Consider the following 17,558-nt stretch of genomic DNA (forward strand, 5'->3'; position numbering starts at 1 on the left):
CCGCATGCCCATTTTTAAGTCTCTCCACTACCAACTCTTCCCACATCCTCTTCTTCATTCTAACTACAGGATGAAATCCTGCGAATTCATGAGTCTGAGTGAGGAAACTGAATCATTTCGAGGGAGCTTAATCAAGCTTCGTTTATGAAAGGCTTATAGTATGAAGTATCTGCAGTTGAGAAAACGGCAGCTCATCATGTGATAAGCTGCCGTCGTACTTTCCTGAACTATCGTCTCTCGTTTAATTGAATCGTTCAGCCTGGCTCTATTTCATATTTTATTCGATCCGCCCCTTAGATGTGGAGAGTTCCTTCCATTCCTTTACGACATCCTCTATCCCTAACTGTATCGTCGGGTACAAATAGGTGAAGCCGGATGCCTTAAGCTTGCTGTTCGAGAAATTTGTATGCGCCGTGGCGTATTCGGTTAACACGGGACCAAGCAGCATCCGGCATAACCAAGTTGGCACGTAACGTTTTTTATCCTGTCTATGGAGCGCCTGGGCGCTAAGCGTCGTAATGTCTGCACTTCTGATCGGCTGATCGTCGACCAGTAAATATCGTTCCTCTATCTGGCCATGCTCCAGCAAGAACAAGAACGCTCGGGCGCAGTCTTCTACGTGAATAGGAGAAAATATTGGATTATGCCCCTTGAGGCCGGTAACCGGCTTGTTTTGAGAGAGTGGCTTCAGGAATAACTGCGGAAACCACGACTTCGCGCCGTACACTTGTCCCGGGAAAGTTATCACGACTGGCATGCCTTTATCCACATAAGCAGATAGCACGTCGACGGAAGGAGCGATGTAAGGTCCCCATCCTTTCGGCTGCGAGCGGTATGATTCCGTGACCGGCTCATTGTCGCCGCTATCGCCGAAATAGCTGGTGCCTGCCACATATACGAGCTTCTTTAGCTTCTGCGGATTGATGTTGTCCAGCAGACGGACGGTCATTTGATAGTGCCCTTTTTGATAGGCGTTCGCGACTTTCAAAGTTACTTTCTTACCCCAGGTTGGAGGGGCTGCCAAATGAATAACATAGTCCGCTTCCGAAAGGGCGCTTTGCCAATCGCCATCTGTGAGCAGATCGCCAATAATAGCCCGCACCCCTGTATCTTCAAGCTCTATTGCCTTTTCCCTGCTTCGTGTCAAGACCGTAACTTGATGACCTTGGCGAAGCGCTTCGTTTACCGTGCTGCTTCCTATGTACCCCGTCCCGCCTGTGATAAAGATATTCATAAACTTCTCCCTCTCCTGTTAAATGCAGTTTATAAAATACCATTTTTTATATTTCCGGATCTAAAAGATGCAGCTCCCGCGTTCACTTCTGACGCTCCTTACGAGCTAACATAATTAAATGCATTGTACCACATAATGGAACCATACTCCCTCATAAGAAAGCATATCCACCCAGACCGCTTGTTTAAAAAAGCGGACTTCCAAGAGGGTATATAGGAATGCTGCCCGTTAGCCTCACGAAGCAGCGGAGTCTGAATGAGGGGATGTGAATCGATTTGACGCTCTCTATTAGCCTCGATGTCTTAAATCTATGTCCAAACTTTTTATATGGTAATAGCATCAGCGAGGTATTTACGCACTTCAATCAGCAGCAAATATCTTACCTGCTTCTGTGGTTAAAGTTATGAAGGCAGCTATCCTAAGTAAAAAAATAAGGTTGCTCAGAGCCTCATCTCCGAGCAACCTTGAATTTACTAGTTCCCTACATTTTTTACCGGTTCCAGACTTTCTTTACTGGTTCCACACTTTTATTTCGCCAAACACACTGTAATGTCGTTATCTTTGCTTTACTCCACCGTCACGCTCTTCGCCAAGTTCCGCGGCTTATCCACGTCATGGCCCAAAGCCAGCGACGCGTAGTACGAAATCAGCTGCAATGGCACGACAGCAAGCGCAGGCGACAAGATCGGCAGCGTCTTCGGAATCGCGAAGATTTCGTCGACGGATTTCGCAACTTCTTCCTCGGAGCCGTTGTTGGCAATCGCGAGAACATGCGCGCCGCGAGCCTTCACTTCCTTGATGTTGCTCAGCGTCTTCTCATACAGCGCTTCTTGCGTTACCAGCGCGATAACCGGAATGCCATCTTCGATCAGCGCCAGCGTACCATGCTTCAATTCGCCAGCCGCATAAGCTTCGGAGTGAATGTATGAGATCTCCTTCAGCTTCAGCGAGCCTTCTTGCGCAACAGCGTAGTCCACGCCACGGCCGATGAAGAACAGGCTCTTATGATGCGACATCGATTCCGCCACTTGCTTCAGCACCGCAGACTGCTCCAGGATGCTTTCGACTTGAGCCGGCAGCGCGTGTAGACCTTCGATCAACGCTTCGACATCGCTTTGCTCCTGCGTGCCAAGCACGCCTGCGAGGTGTAGACCGAACAGGTAGAACGCGATCAGCTGCGACGTATATGCCTTTGTCGAAGCAACCGCAATTTCAGGACCTGCCCAAGTGACGATAACATCGTCTGCTTCGCGTGCGACAGAGCTGCCGACAACGTTCGTAATCGCCAGTACTCGAGCTCCGTTCTTCTGCGCTTCGCGCAGCGCCGCCAGCGTATCCGCCGTTTCGCCGGATTGGCTCACGACAATGACCAGCGTATCCGGCGTGATGATTGGCGAGCGGTAGCGGTATTCGGAAGCGACATCCGTTTCGACAGGGATGCGCGCCAGCGACTCGATGACCGATTTGCCGACAAGACCGGCATGGTACGCGGTACCGCATGCGACAATATGCACTTTGCGGATGGACTTTACGTACTCATCCGACATCGACAGCTCTTTCAAGTAGACGGATTTGCCGTCTTCCGCGATTCTGCCGAGCATGGTGTCGCGGTAAGCCTTCGGCTGCTCGTAAATTTCCTTCAGCATGAAATGATCAAATCCGGCTTTCTCCGCTGTCACAATATCCCAATCGACATGAAATATTTCCTTGGAAATAGGTTCTCCCTCAGTCGTCATCAGTTCGACACCATTACGTGTCAAGACAGCCATTTCGCCGTCGTTCAAAATATACACATCCCGCGTATGCTCCAAAATAGCGGGAATATCCGAGCCGATAAAATTCTCGTCTTTGCCGATACCGATAACAAGCGGGCTGGCAAAACGCACCGCAACCAGCTTCTCCGGCTCATATTCCGTCAGAACGCCCAGCGCGAATGCGCCTCTCATGCGTTTCACCGCGCGCTGCACCGCTTCGACAATGTTGCCGTCGTATTCTTCCGCGACAAGATGCGAGATGACTTCCGTATCCGTCTCCGACACGAATACGTGGCCTTTCGCGATGAGCTCTTCTTTCAGCTCCAAATAGTTTTCGACAATGCCGTTATGCACGACGGAAAACTTTCTGGAGTTATCCGTATGCGGATGCGAGTTCACATCCGACGGCTTGCCATGCGTCGCCCAGCGCGTATGCCCGATGCCGACAGAGCCTTCCAGCGGCTCACCCTTCAGCTTATCCTCCAGCACCGCGAGACGGCCCTTCGACTTCTTGATCTCCAGTCCGTTCGACGTGAACACGGCAATGCCTGCCGAATCGTATCCTCTGTACTCGAGCTTCTTCAGCCCTTCCAGCAAAATATCCTGCGAATCGCGTTTACCGATATATCCTACAATACCACACATATGAAATAGCCTCCGTTAACGGTATATTTCCCGACCCGTCCGACGGATGCCTGCTTATGCGCGGCACAGGCTTGTATGAAGTTGTCACATTTCATGTTAGGCAAGCGCATGCTCAAAGAGAGGCTGCCTCTAAGCGCCTTGATCTCCATTGAACGATGCGGTTTTCCAAACTGTAACCCTTCTGCCCGTGCCCGCCCCACCGGCGGCATCCTGGACATACGGGAGCAAATGAATGATTGCGAAAGCCCGCCGCACGGTTGTCGGATCGGTCGCCCGATCGTTTTGCGTGTCGGCTTACGGTTGGCTTTATATACCGGAAGGTCCCCGCCGAAAACTTCGAACACCTTCACCTCGTCAGCTTCCCGTATGAACGTCTTTAGATTACCCTGTCCCAGCGGCTTCATCCGATCGTTCATCACGCAAGCTCTGGCGCTTATAAATCCTGTATAACCTCTACCCTCGCTTTCCTTCTTGAATCCTATGCTCTACTATATTCATTTCCCCAAGACCGCGCAACACCTTTTATGAAAATGATTGAAAATTGACGTTTCCCTGCAAAATCCCGCAAAACCGTGAAAAACGCGCTCAATTCTCGACATAAGAATGCACAAATTTCGGGCATATCGATAAAGATATTCCTATGCTAAAATGGGACACGACAACACACCAACATACATAAAGGGGATGAGAGGCCATGTTCGAGAAAACAAGCCGGGACCGCGTCAAAGGCTTCTTGCGTGCGCAAGGGACAAAAACGGTGAACGGCGAAGGGGAAGAAATCGTCCTCACCGGATGGGGACTAGGCAACTGGCTGCTGCCGGAAGGTTATATGTGGCTCTCCCATAACAGCCGGTTCGACCGCCCTCGCCGAATCGAAGCGGTCATTCAAGAACTGACCGGCAGCGACTACTCGCAGCAGTTCTGGAAGCGCTTCCGGGAACGATATGTAACGCAGGAAGATATCAAACAAATGGCGGAGCTGGGCTATAACTCCGTCCGTATTCCGTTTAACTGGCGCATTCTCATGGAAGACGAGCCCGGCATCAGCTGGAAGGAAGACGGTTTTGCGCTGATTGACCGCTGCCTGGACTGGTGCGAGGAGTTCGGCCTTTACGCCTTTCTCGACCTTCATGGCGCGCCCGGCGGCCAGACCGGCGCGAATATTGACGACTCGATCGACGACTTCCCGCGTCTCTTCACGGACGAAGAGAGCTGGCGCAAAGGCATTGAGCTATGGAAGGAGCTTGCCCGCCGCTACAAGGACCGCTGGATCGTCGGAGGCTATGACCTGCTGAACGAGCCGGTGAAGCCGGGCCTATGGGATGACAAGCATCCGCATTATTTGATAAGACGGCTTGCGGCATTTTACGACGAGGCGATTGCCGCCATCCGCGAGATCGACAACAAACACATGCTGAGCATTGAGGGGCATCATTGGGCTACGAGTACGGCGTTATTCTACAAACGGTTTGATGATAATATGGTCATTCATTTCCACCGGTATGCATGCATGCCGGGCGTTGAAGCGCTAAATGAATGGATCGCGCTGTCGAAGCGCCTCGATCAGCCGCTGTGGCTGGGCGAGACCGGCGAGAACCTTCCGGAATGGTTCGCCGCGCTTTATCCGCTCTCCGTCGCGCATGACATCGGATATAACCTATGGCCATGGAAGAAGATGCAGTGCCAGAACTCGCCTTGCTCCATTAAAAAGCCGGACGGCTGGGATGAGTTCCTCGGCTATACAGCAGGCGGTCCGCGGCCAAGCCGCGAAAGAGCGCAGCAAATCCTTGACGCCTATCTGGACAATGTCCTAATCGAAAACTGCGAATATCGTCCGGCCGTAACGGCATCCGCCTTCCGCCGTCCCGGCTGCACGGTTCGCGGCACCGATTTCGACGAATTGCCGGGCAAAGGCGCGTCCTTCAGCGGCAAGCGAGCGGAAGGCAACATTTATCAATACCGTTCCCATACAGGAATGCTGATCACGCCGACCCATGACACCGTTGCGCCGAAAAAATTCTTTTTCGACAGCGGCTGGGATCTGCTGACGCTTCAGATGGAAGCCGGCGAGTTTGCCGCGTACACCTTCAGCAAGCTCACAGCGGATAGCCGGGCACAGCTTGAACTGGTCTGCCTGGCCGATGCGGAGATAGCTGTCCAGCAGGACGGAAAAGATGTTCAGGTCACGTCATTGAAAGCCGGCACGGTCACCGTCGAGCTGACGGACATCCCGCTTCAAGCTGCCGAAGAGGCCGTTCTTAAGATTGAAGTTCGCAAAGGCTCCATCCAGCTACATACCATCCGTGTGTCCTAAGCAAAAAAGAGCGGCTCCTTTTCAAATAAAGGAACCGCTCTTTACTTATTTATAGAGGTTAACGATTAACCTAATTCACGTTTCACCACATTAGCGATCTGGTCGACATACGCTTCGACCTGCGCTTTATCCGGCCCCTCCGCCATTACGCGAATGAGAGATTCCGTCCCCGACGGACGCACCAAAACACGGCCGTTATCGCCAAGCTCGTCTTCGACTTGCTTCACGGCAGCTGCAATGGCTTCATTTCCATTGTACAAGCTTTTATCCGCCACGCGCACGTTAACAAGCTTTTGCGGATATTTACGCATAAGCCCCTTCAGCTCGCTCAGCTTCTTGCCCGCTCCCGCTACCGTATCCACCAGCTGCAGAGCGGTCAGTATACCGTCGCCGGTTGTAATATAATCAAGGAAGATGACATGGCCGGACTGCTCGCCGCCGAGGTTGTAGCCGCCCTTCCGCATTTCTTCCATCACGTAACGGTCACCTACGGCAGTCTGGGCTGTTTTCAAACCAATCTTCTCCGCGCCTTTGAAGAAGCCGATATTCGCCATCACCGTCGTCACGACTGTATCATGCGCCAGCTTGCCTTCCCGCTTCATCCGGTCGCCGATAATGCAGAGGATGAAGTCGCCGTCGACTTCTTCGCCGTTCTCGTCAATCGCGATCAGGCGGTCCGCATCGCCGTCAAAGCTAAGGCCCAAATCCGCGCCCAGCTCCAGCACCTTCTCGCGAAGATATTCCGGATGCGTCGATCCGACGCCGGCATTAATATTCCGACCGTCCGGCTCCGCGCCAACCGTCGTTACATTGGCGCCCAGCTCGCGGAAAATCGCGGGAGCAAGCTCGTAGGCCGCGCCATTGGCGCAATCGAGCACGATGTTCAAACCGGCGAACTTCCCGGATACCGTTGTTTTCAGGTAGTCCAGGTAGCGCTTTTTGGCGTTCTCGTCCGTCGTAACGGAGCCGATATCTCCCCCAACCGGACGCGGCAGCACATCCTCGTCAGCGTCGATCAATGCTTCGATCTCAAGCTCCGTTTCATCCGACAGCTTAAAGCCGTCCCCTCCGAAAAACTTAATGCCGTTATCTTCTACCGGATTATGAGACGCGGAGATCATTACGCCCGCATCCGCGCCTAGTTCCTTCGTCAAATAGGCAACCGCCGGCGTCGATACGACGCCAAGCCGTACAACATCCGCTCCGATGGACAGCAGGCCAGCGATAAGCGCGGCCTCCAGCATCGGCCCGGAAATACGGGTGTCTAAGCCAATTACAACTTTAGGCTTGCCTGTTGCCGTTTTCGTTAATTCATAACCGCCGCAGCGGCCAATCTTATATGCCAGTTCAGGCGTCAGCCCTTGATTCGCTACTCCGCGGACGCCGTCCGTTCCAAAATATTTCCCCATTTATAAGTTCTCCTTTATCCCCATGATTGGTATGACGCTTTCTACGAATAACGTTTTGAATCAGGTTAGAGTTGCATTTTTTATTTCCCATTGCGCGGCAAGCTGCTTTTCTCCAAGACCGGTTTCATCGGTTACGGCATTTCCGTTCCCGCTTCCGCTCGCATCAGCGCCGGTCGTGCCGTCGCCCTCATTCCTGTCATTTGCCGCCTCTTGACCTTCCCCTTCACTGCCGGTATCGCCAGGCGGCGAGGTCGGCGTAACGCCAACCTCCTGATCCGCACCCGCATCCTCCCCGGATTGCGCGGTGCCCGCTGTGATCGTAACCGTAGCGGTTAAGGCTTGCCCGTCCGTCAACACGGGCTGCACGTACGGAGGAAGCTCCAGCTCCAGGGGCACCTCATGTGAGCCTGGACCTAGGCCTGCGATATTGGCAATGACGGCCAGATCGGCTATTGTCACTTCATCAAGCACGGACTGCGCGCCGTTGATCGTCAAATCGATGGTGCCGCTGGCAGGTGTAACGAGCTGAGCGGTTACATTTTCCGCCCCGCCGACAATGGATATCGGCACATTGGACATGGTGCGGGTTGCCGTGCTTTCCACTACAATTTCAAGCTCGATTTCCCCCGGATTAACATCCTGAATGCCGTCCACCGGAGTTGCCTTCACCTTCATCACGCCCGACTGCTTGACCTTGGACAGATCCAGCACGGCGCCGTCATAGACGGAAATGGTATCAAGCTCGTTCTGAGGCGCGTAGACGGTTACTTGATCCACATCAGGCTTAACGGACACCAAACTTAAATCCTCAGACAGGGTCCCCGTATACCGGATTTGAAGCGGAACCTGCTTGAACGGCAGCGTAACCTTGACCTCGACGTGCAAGGTCGAAGGCTCCACGATCGCGTTTGGCATTTCCTGACCATCCGTATCGTATACGATTACCTTCGCTTTTTTGTTCGTGACGGTTTTGTCCGCGCCCGCCACATCAATATGAACGGCGACTAAGCCGACTTTATCCATATCTTCCTTAGGCAGCGTCACCTGCACGACTCCGCCGTTCTCCGACAAGATCTCCGGCGTCCCCACTACGTGCCCTTCCGCAGGATCTCCCTCGGTGATAACCTGAGCGTCGAAAGTCTTTTTGACGATCTCCTCGATCTGAACCGTCACCTTGCGAGGCTCCAAATTAACCTCTTTAATGCCTTTCGGAAGCTTTAAGGTAAGCGGGAGCTCCTGAAGGCCCGGCTTGGCGCGGGACAGATCCACGCTAACTACATAGTCCTCGGGCGAAGCCGCATAGAGGCTGGAAATGCCTCCTTCAACGACGATACGCGCAACCGTAGGCTCCATGGCCGTCAGCACATATTTCTCCTCGTCGAGACCTGTTGTCTGAATCGTAGCCGCTTCGATGACCTTCGTTTCTATGCTCGTCGTAGCAACCTGCGGCGCTGTTTCCGGGTCGATATGTACAACGGCAAACAGCAGCACGCCAAGGATAACCGATATTATTTTCAGCGCAGTCGGATGAGTCAGCCATTTATCCATGTCATTCTCCCTTCCGCTTAAATAGCGCGGCAATGCCGCCCTTCTCCTTGCTGTTCACCTTCGGCGTCAGCTCGTCGAACAGCTTGGAAATCAGCGATTCTTCGTTGATATCCCGTACGATCATCCCGTTGATGGACAGCGAGACTTGCCCCGTCTCCTCCGATACGACGACGGACAGCGCGTCGCTAACCTCGCTGACGCCGATCGCCGCCCGATGCCGCGTACCCAGCTCCTTGCTGATGAACGGATTCTCGGAGAGCGGCAAATAACAGCCCGCCGCCATAATTTGATTGCCCCGAATAATAACTGCTCCGTCATGGAGCGGCGTATTCGGCGTAAAAATATTGATGAGCAGCTCCGATGTAATCCGGGACTCCATCGCAATGCCGGATTCGATCAGCTCGCTGACCCCCGTCTTCCGCTCGAAGACGATAAGCGCGCCGATCTTGCGTTTCGCCATATGCTGAACGGCCTTAATTATCTCCTCCAGCTGCTCGCTAAGCGCATTCCGCTCCTGGGAAACGCCTCGGGAGAACAGGTTGCCGCGGCCGAGCTGCTCGAGCGCTCTCCTCAGCTCCGGCTGGAAAATAATCATGACCGTCACGATCCCCCAAGTGAACATCTGGTTCATGAGCCACTTCAGCGTATAGAGGTCAAACCATGTGCTGATGGCCCATGTCGCAACAAGAACGAATATCCCCTTCAAAAGCTGGACGGCTCGCGTTCCTCGCACAAGCTCGAATAATTTATAGATAATGTAACTTACGATGCCGATATCGATAGCATCCTTCAGCCAATCGTGCCAGGTCGTTTCTGTAAAATAGCTGATCATGCGACAACCCCCAACTGCAGACACAAAAAGTATCTCTGTATGATTCCGTCTCAACTTTATTGTTTTCTATAACGGGGAATGGAAATCCTTTATTGTTAAATTATTTTCAGAAAATCTTTGAGATTTTTGTGTGGAATGCCTTATTACTCCCATCACCTATAGGAAAAAGAAAAAATGCTCCCCTTTTCGAAAAAAGGGAAGCCGTTATGCTCACTTCGGAACGACGCCTCCAAAGGTGGAGGTCACCTTGTACCAGAACCAATCGAGCGCTTGGTCGATCTCCCGGCTTTGTCCTGCGATGTAGCCTGTCGAAGCCAGCACCATTGATCCGTCGATCACGGTAACATCGCCGTCTACGGAGCCTTGCACTTCAACTTTTCCGTTCTCTACGGTTAAGCTGCCCGTCACCTTCACGCCTTCCGGGACGATGACCGTGTCGCCGTTAATGACCACATGCTGCAGATCCTCGCCGGACACAATCATCTGGGAATCCTCTTCCCATGTCGCGAAGAAGCTTCCGAGAATGACAAGCAGGAACACCGCTGCGGCGGTAAGCCCCGGATATCGGTACAATAGGCTTACGAAGCGGCTCCGCTCCTTGCTCTTCGGCTTCGGCAGCTGCGACATGATGCGGTCTTTGAGCAGCTTAGACGAGACTTCATCAAGCTTGGCAGACGGCTTGACCGCCTCCCATGCGGCGAATGCCGCCGCATCGGTTCTCTCCAGCTGTTCGAACCGGGCGGTGCACGCCGGACATGCCTTCATATGCGATTGCAGAGCGTTGATCTCTTCCCGCGGCAGATCGCCGTCCAGGTAATCATGAATCTTGCCGATGGCGACTTTACATTCCATAGCAGCCATTCCTTTCTTCTGTTGCTTAACTCGCGAATGTATTCGGATATCCATAACGGATAAATAAAGGGACAAGTTGCCGATTAAAAGATTAATCATCCATACGTTCGGCGCTGCGCAAAGTTTCGCATTAAGCTCGATTATAGGATACGTATGAGTAAAAAGGATGTTTCAAAAATTTTTTTGCCAGTCTTGCTTTTATAACTTATGCTCCAGCTTCTTCCGCAAAAATTCGCGTCCCCGATGAACGCGCGTCTTAATCGTCGTAACCGGCATGCCGAGAATATCCCCAACCTCCTGCAGCGACAAATCCTGTATGTATCTCAGCATCATTACCGACTTGTATTTGGGCGGCAGCGTCTCCATCGCTTGGTGGATTATACGCTGCGTATCCGACAAGATAAGCTCCGACTCCGGCGTGCGGTCGTCGCTCGGGATCATGGAGTAGCCGTCCAGCCCCTCGTAATCCTGAGACTCGGCGTCGAGCGAGTAGGTCTGCTTCCTTTTCCTCAGGCGGTCGATACATAAATTGGTCGCGATTCTGTAAATCCACGTCGAAAACTTGAGCGTTTCGTCGAATCGGTCCAAGTTTTTGTACACCCGCAAAAACGTATCCTGTACGACATCCTCCGCTTCCTGTCGATTGCTCAGCATACGGTATGCCATATGATAAAGCTTGTCCTGATACAGGTCCACAAGCTCCGCGAAAGCTTGCTGATCGCCCTTTAGGGCCAACCTGGCAAGCCTATTCTCCATCACGTTCACCTTATCTATTCCTCCAAACGTCTCGATCGCCCGCTAACCCTTCGACATTGGCTCATGTCCCGAACGATTCTCCGCTACCCACACACTTCTTCTAGAAAAATGGTAATCGACCTGCAGTCAAAAAGCAAGACTTATGCTCGGCGCACGTGTAAGAAATGGCTGGCCCGGCAAGGCTGGCTGCTGTAAGGAAAACTTCGACCTTGCTGCTCGGGTACCGTAAAGAGATGCAAGTGCGCAGAGATTTGTTTTTCGACATTGTATCTTGCGGAGTGGAGGAGGAACCTTACTGCGTGACAAGCGGCTAGCTAGCTTGGGCCTTGTAACGATGTTTTTCGACGTTACTGCGGGACAAGCGGCTAGCTTGGGGCCTTGTTACGGTGTTTTTCACCGTTACTGCGAGACAAGCGGCTAGCTTGGGGCCTGTAACGGTGTTTTTCGACGTTACTGCGGGGGCAAGCAACTGGCTTGGGACCTGTAACGGTGTTTTTCACCGTTACTGCGGGAGCGAGCGGTTAGCTTGGGGCCTGTAACGGTGTTTTTCACCGTTACTGTGGGACAAGCGGCTAGCCTGGGGCCTGTAACGGTGTTTTTCACCGTTACTGAAGTGGGCAAGCGGCTAGCCTGGGGCCTGTAACGGTGTTTTTCACCGTTACTGTGGGACAAGCGGCTAGCCTGAGGCCTGTAACGGTGTTTTTCACCGTTACTGCGGGAGCGAGTGGTTCGCTTAGGCCTTGTAACGGTGTTTTTCGACGTTACTGTGGGACAAGCGGCTAGCCTGGGACCTGTAACGGTGTTTTTCACCGTTACTGCGGGGCAAGCGGCTAGCCTGGGGCCTGTAACGGTGTTTTTCACCGTTACTGTGGGACAAGCGGCTAGCCTGAGGCCTGTAACGGTGTTTTTCACCGTTACTGTGGGACAAGCGGCTAGCCTGAGGCCTGTAACGGTGTTTTTCACCGTTACTGCGTGACAAGCGGCTAGCTTGGGGCCTGTAACGGTGTTTTTCGACGTTACTGCGTGGGCAAGCAACTGGCCTGGGACCTGTAACGGTGTTTTTCACCGTTACTGCATGACAAAGCAGCTAGTGTGGGCACTGTAGCGGTGTTTTTCGACGTTACACACAGTTACAATGGCGCCATCTCAGCTCCTTTTTCGCTACCAAACAATAAGAAAGAGGGCGAGTCAGCATCTGACGCTAACCCGCCCTCTCCTTCTATTTTTTTACAAGGTGTTCGACTTCAGCCCTTCCAGCACTTCAAAGATCGTTGTTGTCGGAATCGCGAAGCCGATGCCCTGCGCTTCGGCATTGACCGCCGTATTGATGCCGATGACCTCGCCGTCTTCGTTCAACAGCGGCCCGCCCGAGTTGCCGGGGTTGATAGAGGCATCCGTCTGCAGCAGGTGCTCGTACGTATGCTCGCCTTCCTCGTCCGCAATGGTGATCGGACGCTCCTTCGCGCTCAGAACGCCCATCGTCAGCGTCTGATCGAAGCCGTACGGATTGCCGATCGCAAGCACCCAGTCACCGATCCGCGTCTCATCGGAATCCCCGAGCGTAAGAGCCGGGAAGTCGCTTCCGTCCGGACTTACAACCTTGAGCACTGCAAGATCCAGATCAGCGCTTGTGCCAAGTACTTCAGCCGTCAGCGGCTCCTCTTGCCCCTGTACCGTAACCTTAACCTCGTCCGCACCCGAGATTACATGCTCGTTCGTCAAGATATAACCATCCTTATCGAACAAGAACCCCGTTCCCGTTCCGCTCAGCGTCAACTCTCCGCCGCTGTCCTGCGACTCCGACGCTCCGCCTCTGCCCTGCATGTCGTAGCCAAAAAACTGCTGGAACCACGGATCATTCATCCGATTAGACTGCTGCGCCTTGCTGTAGTTTTCAATTTTTACGACAGCCGGGCTTGCTTCATCATAGACTGCCGCGATATCTTCATTCGTATCAAAAGAAGCCGTCGTTAGTCCTGCGCCTTGACCCGAAGAAGTGCTCGCTACTTGGCTGGCCGATGCCGGCTTGGCCCCTAGATCTCCGCCCGTAAACAGGTTATTGCGGTCGGCCGCATACGTAAGCCCTCCGATCACAATCGCTCCCGCCAGGAACGCGGCGAACATCGGCAAAGCCGAATTTTTGCGATGCTTCTTACGAACAGGTCCGCTTTCCTCCATCGCTTTAAAATAAGCTTCAAACTTTGGAGTAACCGTCTCCGGCAGCCGCTCTCTTTCATTGTCGATCGTATAGTTTCTTTCGTTATCGTAACTCATAATAGGTATCCTCCTTCATCATTAGCGCGCTTTTTTTGATATCTCTATTATGAAGGAAGTACCTTAAATCAAACTTAATCGCAATTAAAAGGAACCTAAATAATCGCCAGATAAGCGAATACATGAAAAAAAGCCGTCCCCGCCAGTGTAAACCACTGACAAGAACGGCTCTAAGCTTCAATCGGATCAGCTTCGTATTAGCCCGTATTCCGAAGTCCAGCTGCAATTCCGTTGATCGTAAGAAGAACCTCACGGAGCAGGACAGGGTCGTCTTGCTCGTTCGCGCGAAGATCGCGGAGCTCCGACAACAGCTGTACTTGCATATAGCTAAGCGGATCGACGTACGGATTGCGGAGCCTGATCGACTCCTGAATGACCGGCACGTTGTCAAGAATTTCGTCTTGACCCGTGATGCTGAGGATCAGCTTCGACGTGAGCTTATATTCCTCCTCGATCTGAGAGAAGATCCGGTCACGGATGCTTTGATCCTTAATCATATGTGCGTATTCTTTCGCGATCAGAAGATCCGCTTTGGCAAGCGCCATCTGCAGATTGTCGATCAGCGAACGGAAGAACGGGAATTGCTCGTACATCGTACGCAGCGTCTCCAGCTTTTTCGCGTCATTCTGAACGTACTCCTGCAGCGCCGTACCTGCGGCATACCATGCCGGCAGCAGATAACGGCTTTGCGTCCATGCGAATACCCATGGAATCGCCCGCAGATCCTCGAAGCGGTCGCTGTTCTTCCGTTTGGAAGGACGGGAGCCGATATTAAGCTCGCCTACCTCAGGAAGCGGCGTCGATTCCTTGAAGAACGTCATAAAGTCCGGATCGCGGAAAATCAAGTCCTGATATTTCGTCAGAGCAGTCTCCGAGATGGAACGCGCAATCGCATCCCACTCCGCCTCGGCTGCCGGCTCCTGCTGCGGATATTTCGCCAGACGAGCAGCCGTGATCAGCGCCCAAGTCGCCTGCTCTAAGCTGCGGTAAGCGATGCCCTGCATCGAGTAACGCGAGGACAAGACTTCGCCTTGCTCCGTAATTTTGATGCCACCGCCGATCGTGTGCGGCGGCTGAGCCAGTATACTCCGGTTCAGCGGCATACCTCCGCGTCCCAGCGCTCCGCCGCGGCCGTGGAAGAACTTCAGCTTCACGTCGTATGCTTTGGCCATTGCGGTAATTTCCTTCAGCGCGACGCGCAGCTCCCAGTTCGCGGTGACGACGCCGCCGTCCTTGTTGCTGTCGGAGTAACCCAGCATGATCTCATGCAGATTGCCGCGCGATTCGATCGCTTTGCGGTAAACCGGAAGCTCGAACAGCTCTTTCATGATGCCAGGCGCAGCGTGCAGGTCGTCGATCGTCTCGAACAGAGGCACCGACTGCAGCGAACAGCGAATCGTGCCGTCCGCCTCTTTGCGGAACAGGCCGACTTCCTTCGCGAACACCATAACCTCCAGCATATCGCTGGCCGCTTGCGTCATACTGATCAAATAGCTCGAAATACAATTTTCCCCGAACTCCTGTTGAGCGCGGTAGATCGTATGGTATACGTCCAAGCATTCACGCGTCGATTCCGAATAATCCAGATGGCTCGACGTCAGCGGGCGCGGATCGTTCAGCAGCTTATGCAGCAGTTCCGTTTTCTCCTGCTCGGAAAGAGCGGCATAATCGGATACGATATGCATTTTCGCCAAAATTTCAGCCATTGCGTTCTCATGCTCTTTGCTGTGTTGGCGCACGTCCAGCGCCATCAGATGGAAGCCGAACAGCTCTACCTGACGAACAAGCTTCGCCAAATCCGTATCCGCGACATAGTCGGCGTAGTGGCTGCGCAAGCTGCGGTCGATTACAAGCAGATCCTCGCGAAGCTCGTTCGGATGGTTGTACCGCATTGGCGTGCCTTTCAGCGACTCGTCGCGCGTATTCGCCAGCTTCTCCAGCATAAAGCCCAGCTTGATGCGGTACGGCTCGGAGGCATTGCGCCACAGCTCTACGCATTTCAGCTCGACATGCTCGCGGTCCTTCTGAATCGAATCCAGCAGCTCATCGGATACGGTAACCAGATTCGTGCTGAAGCTAAGCAGATCCATCAAACCGTTAAGCTTCTCTTCGTATTTGCGGATAGCCAGCTGACGATGCAGCTGGAGCGTCTCCCAGGTGACGTTGGCCGTTACGGAAGGGTTGCCGTCACGGTCGCCGCCGATCCAGGAGCCGAAGCGAAGATAGTCCGGCACGTGCCAGTGTTCTTCCGGATAATATTTGGTCAAGCAGCGCTCAAGCTCTTCATATACGTTCGGAAGCACTTCGAATAAGGTTTCATCAAAATAATAAAGGCCGTTACGCACCTCGTCGATTACGGTAGGCTTGCGGTCACGAAGCTCGTCTGTCTGCCAGAGGATCAGAACCTCGTTCAGAAGCTTCTCCTTCAGCTTCTCGCGCTCGCGGAATGTAAGCGTCGGATTATCGAGCTGCATTACATCCTCCGCGATCCGCTTATGGATGTCGAGCACCGCACGACGCGTCGCTTCCGTCGGATGAGCCGTCATAACAAGCTCCAGAGAAATACCGCTCAAAATCTCTTTGACATCGGTTACCGCAATATTGCGGTCCTTCAAATCCTTCACGGCGCTTTCAATCGAGCCGCGTTGAACCGTTTCGCCGGCGGAAACTTCATAGTCCCGCTTCCTTCTAATACGGTGATTCTGTTCCGCAATGTTGACCAGCTGGAAATATATCGCGAACGCGCGAATCACCTGATGACGAATCTCCGGACTAAGCGAAGATATCGTCTCTTTGAACTGATCGAACAGCTCCGGCACAAAGTCTGCGCGCAGCGCCTTGCTCTGCTCCCGGATTTGTTCCACGATATCGAGCAGCTCACGTCCGCCCTGGTGAACCAATACTTCGCCAAGAATGTTGCCAAGGAAACGCACATCGCGTCTAAGCAAATTGTTCGTTTGTGTTCGACTAGCCGCTGTTGGTGTTACAGATTGTTCCGACATACCGTTCCTCCTACATCTGTGCAGCAAACTCACTTTGAAAGCATCCGCTATTCCTATACGCACATGCCTATTTCAATCTTGTAAGGTTACTCTCAGTTAATGGCGTAATCACTCTTATCATCATACTACAAAACTTCACTCCATTGAAGCCCTGAAGAGCAATCTGTCGCCGTATTCAGACTATTTCGCGCGATGCCCGATCCTCATTCCTGCAGAAATGATAAATATTGTGAGCATGACAATAGGCTTGGAAAGTAAAGGCTGGAATTTTCTCTGGTAAGAGCCTCCAGGCTTTTGGTGCCGGATATCCATAATGGCTTCAGATAAAAAAAAGCCCACCAGCCTGCATAGGCCAATGAGCTTTGAACGAATGGGTATAGGGGATCGTAAAAATAAAAAAAGCCCGGATAACCGAGGCTGTTCGTTTATATACTGGAGCGGGTGATGGGAATCGAACCCACGCTATTAGCTTGGAAGGCTAAAGTTCTACCATTGAACTACACCCGCAAGAAAGAATGAATGGTCGGGACGACACGATTTGAACATGCGACCCCCTGGTCCCAAACCAGGTGCTCTACCAAGCTGAGCTACGTCCCGATAATTATATATTCATTCTGAGTAAAGATGGCGCGGCCTAAGAGATTCGAACTCCTGACCTTTTGATTCGTAGTCAAACGCTCTATCCAGCTGAGCTAAGGCCGCAAAATTTATGGAGCGGAAGACGGGAATCGAACCCGCGACCCTCGCCTTGGCAAGGCGATGCTCTACCGCTGAGCCACTTCCGCATACTGTTCGTGTCGTCGTTTGTGATCTTCATCATCGCGGCGACAAGTAATAATATATCACCTTACGAAATGAAATGCAACATCTTTTTCGATAAAAATCAAATTTTTTTTGAGGAATTTTTTGGGCGACTAAAACAAAACCGCTCTCCCCTT

At 52.7% G+C, this 17,558-nt stretch carries 11 protein-coding genes and 4 tRNA genes; 2 read left to right on the forward strand and 13 right to left on the reverse strand.

All coding sequences use genetic code 11. The features are described from left to right. Positions 1 to 277: 277 nt before the first annotated feature. The gene (locus tag D3P08_RS26465) at positions 278 to 1,234 is read right to left on the reverse strand and encodes an NAD-dependent epimerase/dehydratase family protein (RefSeq protein WP_119603139.1); all 957 of its coding nucleotides are present in this window, start codon (positions 1,232 to 1,234) and stop codon (positions 278 to 280) included. Positions 1,235 to 1,800: 566 nt separating this feature from the next. Beyond that, positions 1,801 to 3,633: a glutamine--fructose-6-phosphate transaminase (isomerizing) gene (gene glmS / locus D3P08_RS26470; RefSeq protein WP_119603140.1), complete on the reverse strand. Its 1,833-nt coding sequence runs from the start codon at positions 3,631 to 3,633 to the stop codon at positions 1,801 to 1,803. Positions 3,634 to 4,327: 694 nt separating this feature from the next. Between glmS and D3P08_RS26480 the strand changes: the two genes are divergently transcribed. Continuing rightward, positions 4,328 to 5,947: a glycoside hydrolase family 5 protein gene (locus D3P08_RS26480; protein ID WP_119603142.1), complete on the forward strand. Its 1,620-nt coding sequence runs from the start codon at positions 4,328 to 4,330 to the stop codon at positions 5,945 to 5,947. 65 nt (positions 5,948 to 6,012) lie between these two features. Here D3P08_RS26480 and glmM read toward each other — a convergent pair whose 3' ends face one another. From glmM to sigW, 5 genes are all read right to left on the reverse strand, one after another. Then, positions 6,013 to 7,356 (reverse strand): phosphoglucosamine mutase, encoded by a 1,344-nt coding sequence (gene glmM, locus D3P08_RS26485; protein WP_119603143.1) that lies wholly within the window; start codon positions 7,354 to 7,356, stop codon positions 6,013 to 6,015. Positions 7,357 to 7,416: 60 nt separating this feature from the next. Beyond that, the gene (locus tag D3P08_RS26490; protein ID WP_119603144.1) at positions 7,417 to 8,904 is read right to left on the reverse strand and encodes a CdaR family protein; all 1,488 of its coding nucleotides are present in this window, start codon (positions 8,902 to 8,904) and stop codon (positions 7,417 to 7,419) included. A gap of 1 nt (position 8,905) precedes the next feature. Beyond that, positions 8,906 to 9,733, reverse strand: coding sequence for a diadenylate cyclase CdaA (gene cdaA / locus D3P08_RS26495; RefSeq protein ID WP_119603155.1), 828 nt, complete (start codon positions 9,731 to 9,733; stop codon positions 8,906 to 8,908). A gap of 213 nt (positions 9,734 to 9,946) precedes the next feature. Beyond that, complete coding sequence (locus D3P08_RS26500; protein WP_119603157.1) at positions 9,947 to 10,588, reverse strand: zf-HC2 domain-containing protein; 642 nt, start codon at positions 10,586 to 10,588, stop codon at positions 9,947 to 9,949. Positions 10,589 to 10,786: 198 nt separating this feature from the next. Further along, a complete protein-coding gene (sigW, locus tag D3P08_RS26505) occupies positions 10,787 to 11,344 on the reverse strand; it encodes an RNA polymerase sigma factor SigW (RefSeq protein WP_206099015.1) in 558 nt (185 codons plus the stop codon). Between the two features lie 724 nt (positions 11,345 to 12,068). Between sigW and D3P08_RS27140 the strand changes: the two genes are divergently transcribed. Continuing rightward, positions 12,069 to 12,320, forward strand: coding sequence for a hypothetical protein (locus D3P08_RS27140; protein WP_147381858.1), 252 nt, complete (start codon positions 12,069 to 12,071; stop codon positions 12,318 to 12,320). A 251-nt stretch (positions 12,321 to 12,571) separates the two neighbouring features. Here the strand turns inward: D3P08_RS27140 and D3P08_RS26510 are convergent, their stop codons facing one another. The 6 genes from D3P08_RS26510 to D3P08_RS26535 all read right to left on the reverse strand — a co-directional run bounded on the left by D3P08_RS26510 (position 12,572) and on the right by D3P08_RS26535 (position 17,405). Then, positions 12,572 to 13,618 carry a S1C family serine protease gene (locus D3P08_RS26510; RefSeq protein ID WP_119603146.1) on the reverse strand — a complete coding sequence of 349 codons (1,047 nt, stop codon included), beginning with the start codon at positions 13,616 to 13,618 and terminating at the stop codon, positions 12,572 to 12,574. Between the two features lie 197 nt (positions 13,619 to 13,815). Continuing rightward, a complete protein-coding gene (gene ppc / locus D3P08_RS26515) occupies positions 13,816 to 16,620 on the reverse strand; it encodes a phosphoenolpyruvate carboxylase (RefSeq protein ID WP_119603147.1) in 2,805 nt (934 codons plus the stop codon). Between the two features lie 433 nt (positions 16,621 to 17,053). Further along, a tRNA-Gly gene (locus D3P08_RS26520) sits at positions 17,054 to 17,127 on the reverse strand. Positions 17,128 to 17,140: 13 nt separating this feature from the next. Continuing rightward, positions 17,141 to 17,217: transfer RNA gene (locus tag D3P08_RS26525), tRNA-Pro, on the reverse strand. Between the two features lie 28 nt (positions 17,218 to 17,245). Beyond that, a tRNA-Arg gene (locus D3P08_RS26530) sits at positions 17,246 to 17,322 on the reverse strand. Between the two features lie 8 nt (positions 17,323 to 17,330). Then, positions 17,331 to 17,405, reverse strand: a tRNA-Gly gene (locus D3P08_RS26535). Between the last annotated feature and the right edge of the window lie 153 nt (positions 17,406 to 17,558).

The sequence above is a fragment of the Paenibacillus nanensis genome, assembly GCF_003583765.1.
Taxonomy (GTDB): Bacteria; Bacillota; Bacilli; order Paenibacillales; family Paenibacillaceae; genus Pristimantibacillus; species Pristimantibacillus nanensis.

What these genes read in the sequence shown, in the direction of transcription:
- D3P08_RS26465 (WP_119603139.1), bottom strand. Translation starts at nt 1,234, where the DNA reads ATGAATATCTTTATCACAGGCGGGACGGGGTACATAGGAAGCAGCACG.
- glmS (WP_119603140.1), bottom strand. Translation starts at nt 3,633, where the DNA reads ATGTGTGGTATTGTAGGATATATCGGTAAACGCGATTCGCAGGATATT.
- D3P08_RS26480 (WP_119603142.1), top strand. Translation starts at nt 4,328, where the DNA reads ATGTTCGAGAAAACAAGCCGGGACCGCGTCAAAGGCTTCTTGCGTGCG.
- glmM (WP_119603143.1), bottom strand. Translation starts at nt 7,356, where the DNA reads ATGGGGAAATATTTTGGAACGGACGGCGTCCGCGGAGTAGCGAATCAA.
- D3P08_RS26490 (WP_119603144.1), bottom strand. Translation starts at nt 8,904, where the DNA reads ATGGATAAATGGCTGACTCATCCGACTGCGCTGAAAATAATATCGGTT.
- D3P08_RS26500 (WP_119603157.1), bottom strand. Translation starts at nt 10,588, where the DNA reads ATGGAATGTAAAGTCGCCATCGGCAAGATTCATGATTACCTGGACGGC.
- sigW (WP_206099015.1), bottom strand. Translation starts at nt 11,344, where the DNA reads ATGGAGAATAGGCTTGCCAGGTTGGCCCTAAAGGGCGATCAGCAAGCT.
- D3P08_RS26510 (WP_119603146.1), bottom strand. Translation starts at nt 13,618, where the DNA reads ATGAGTTACGATAACGAAAGAAACTATACGATCGACAATGAAAGAGAG.
- ppc (WP_119603147.1), bottom strand. Translation starts at nt 16,620, where the DNA reads ATGTCGGAACAATCTGTAACACCAACAGCGGCTAGTCGAACACAAACG.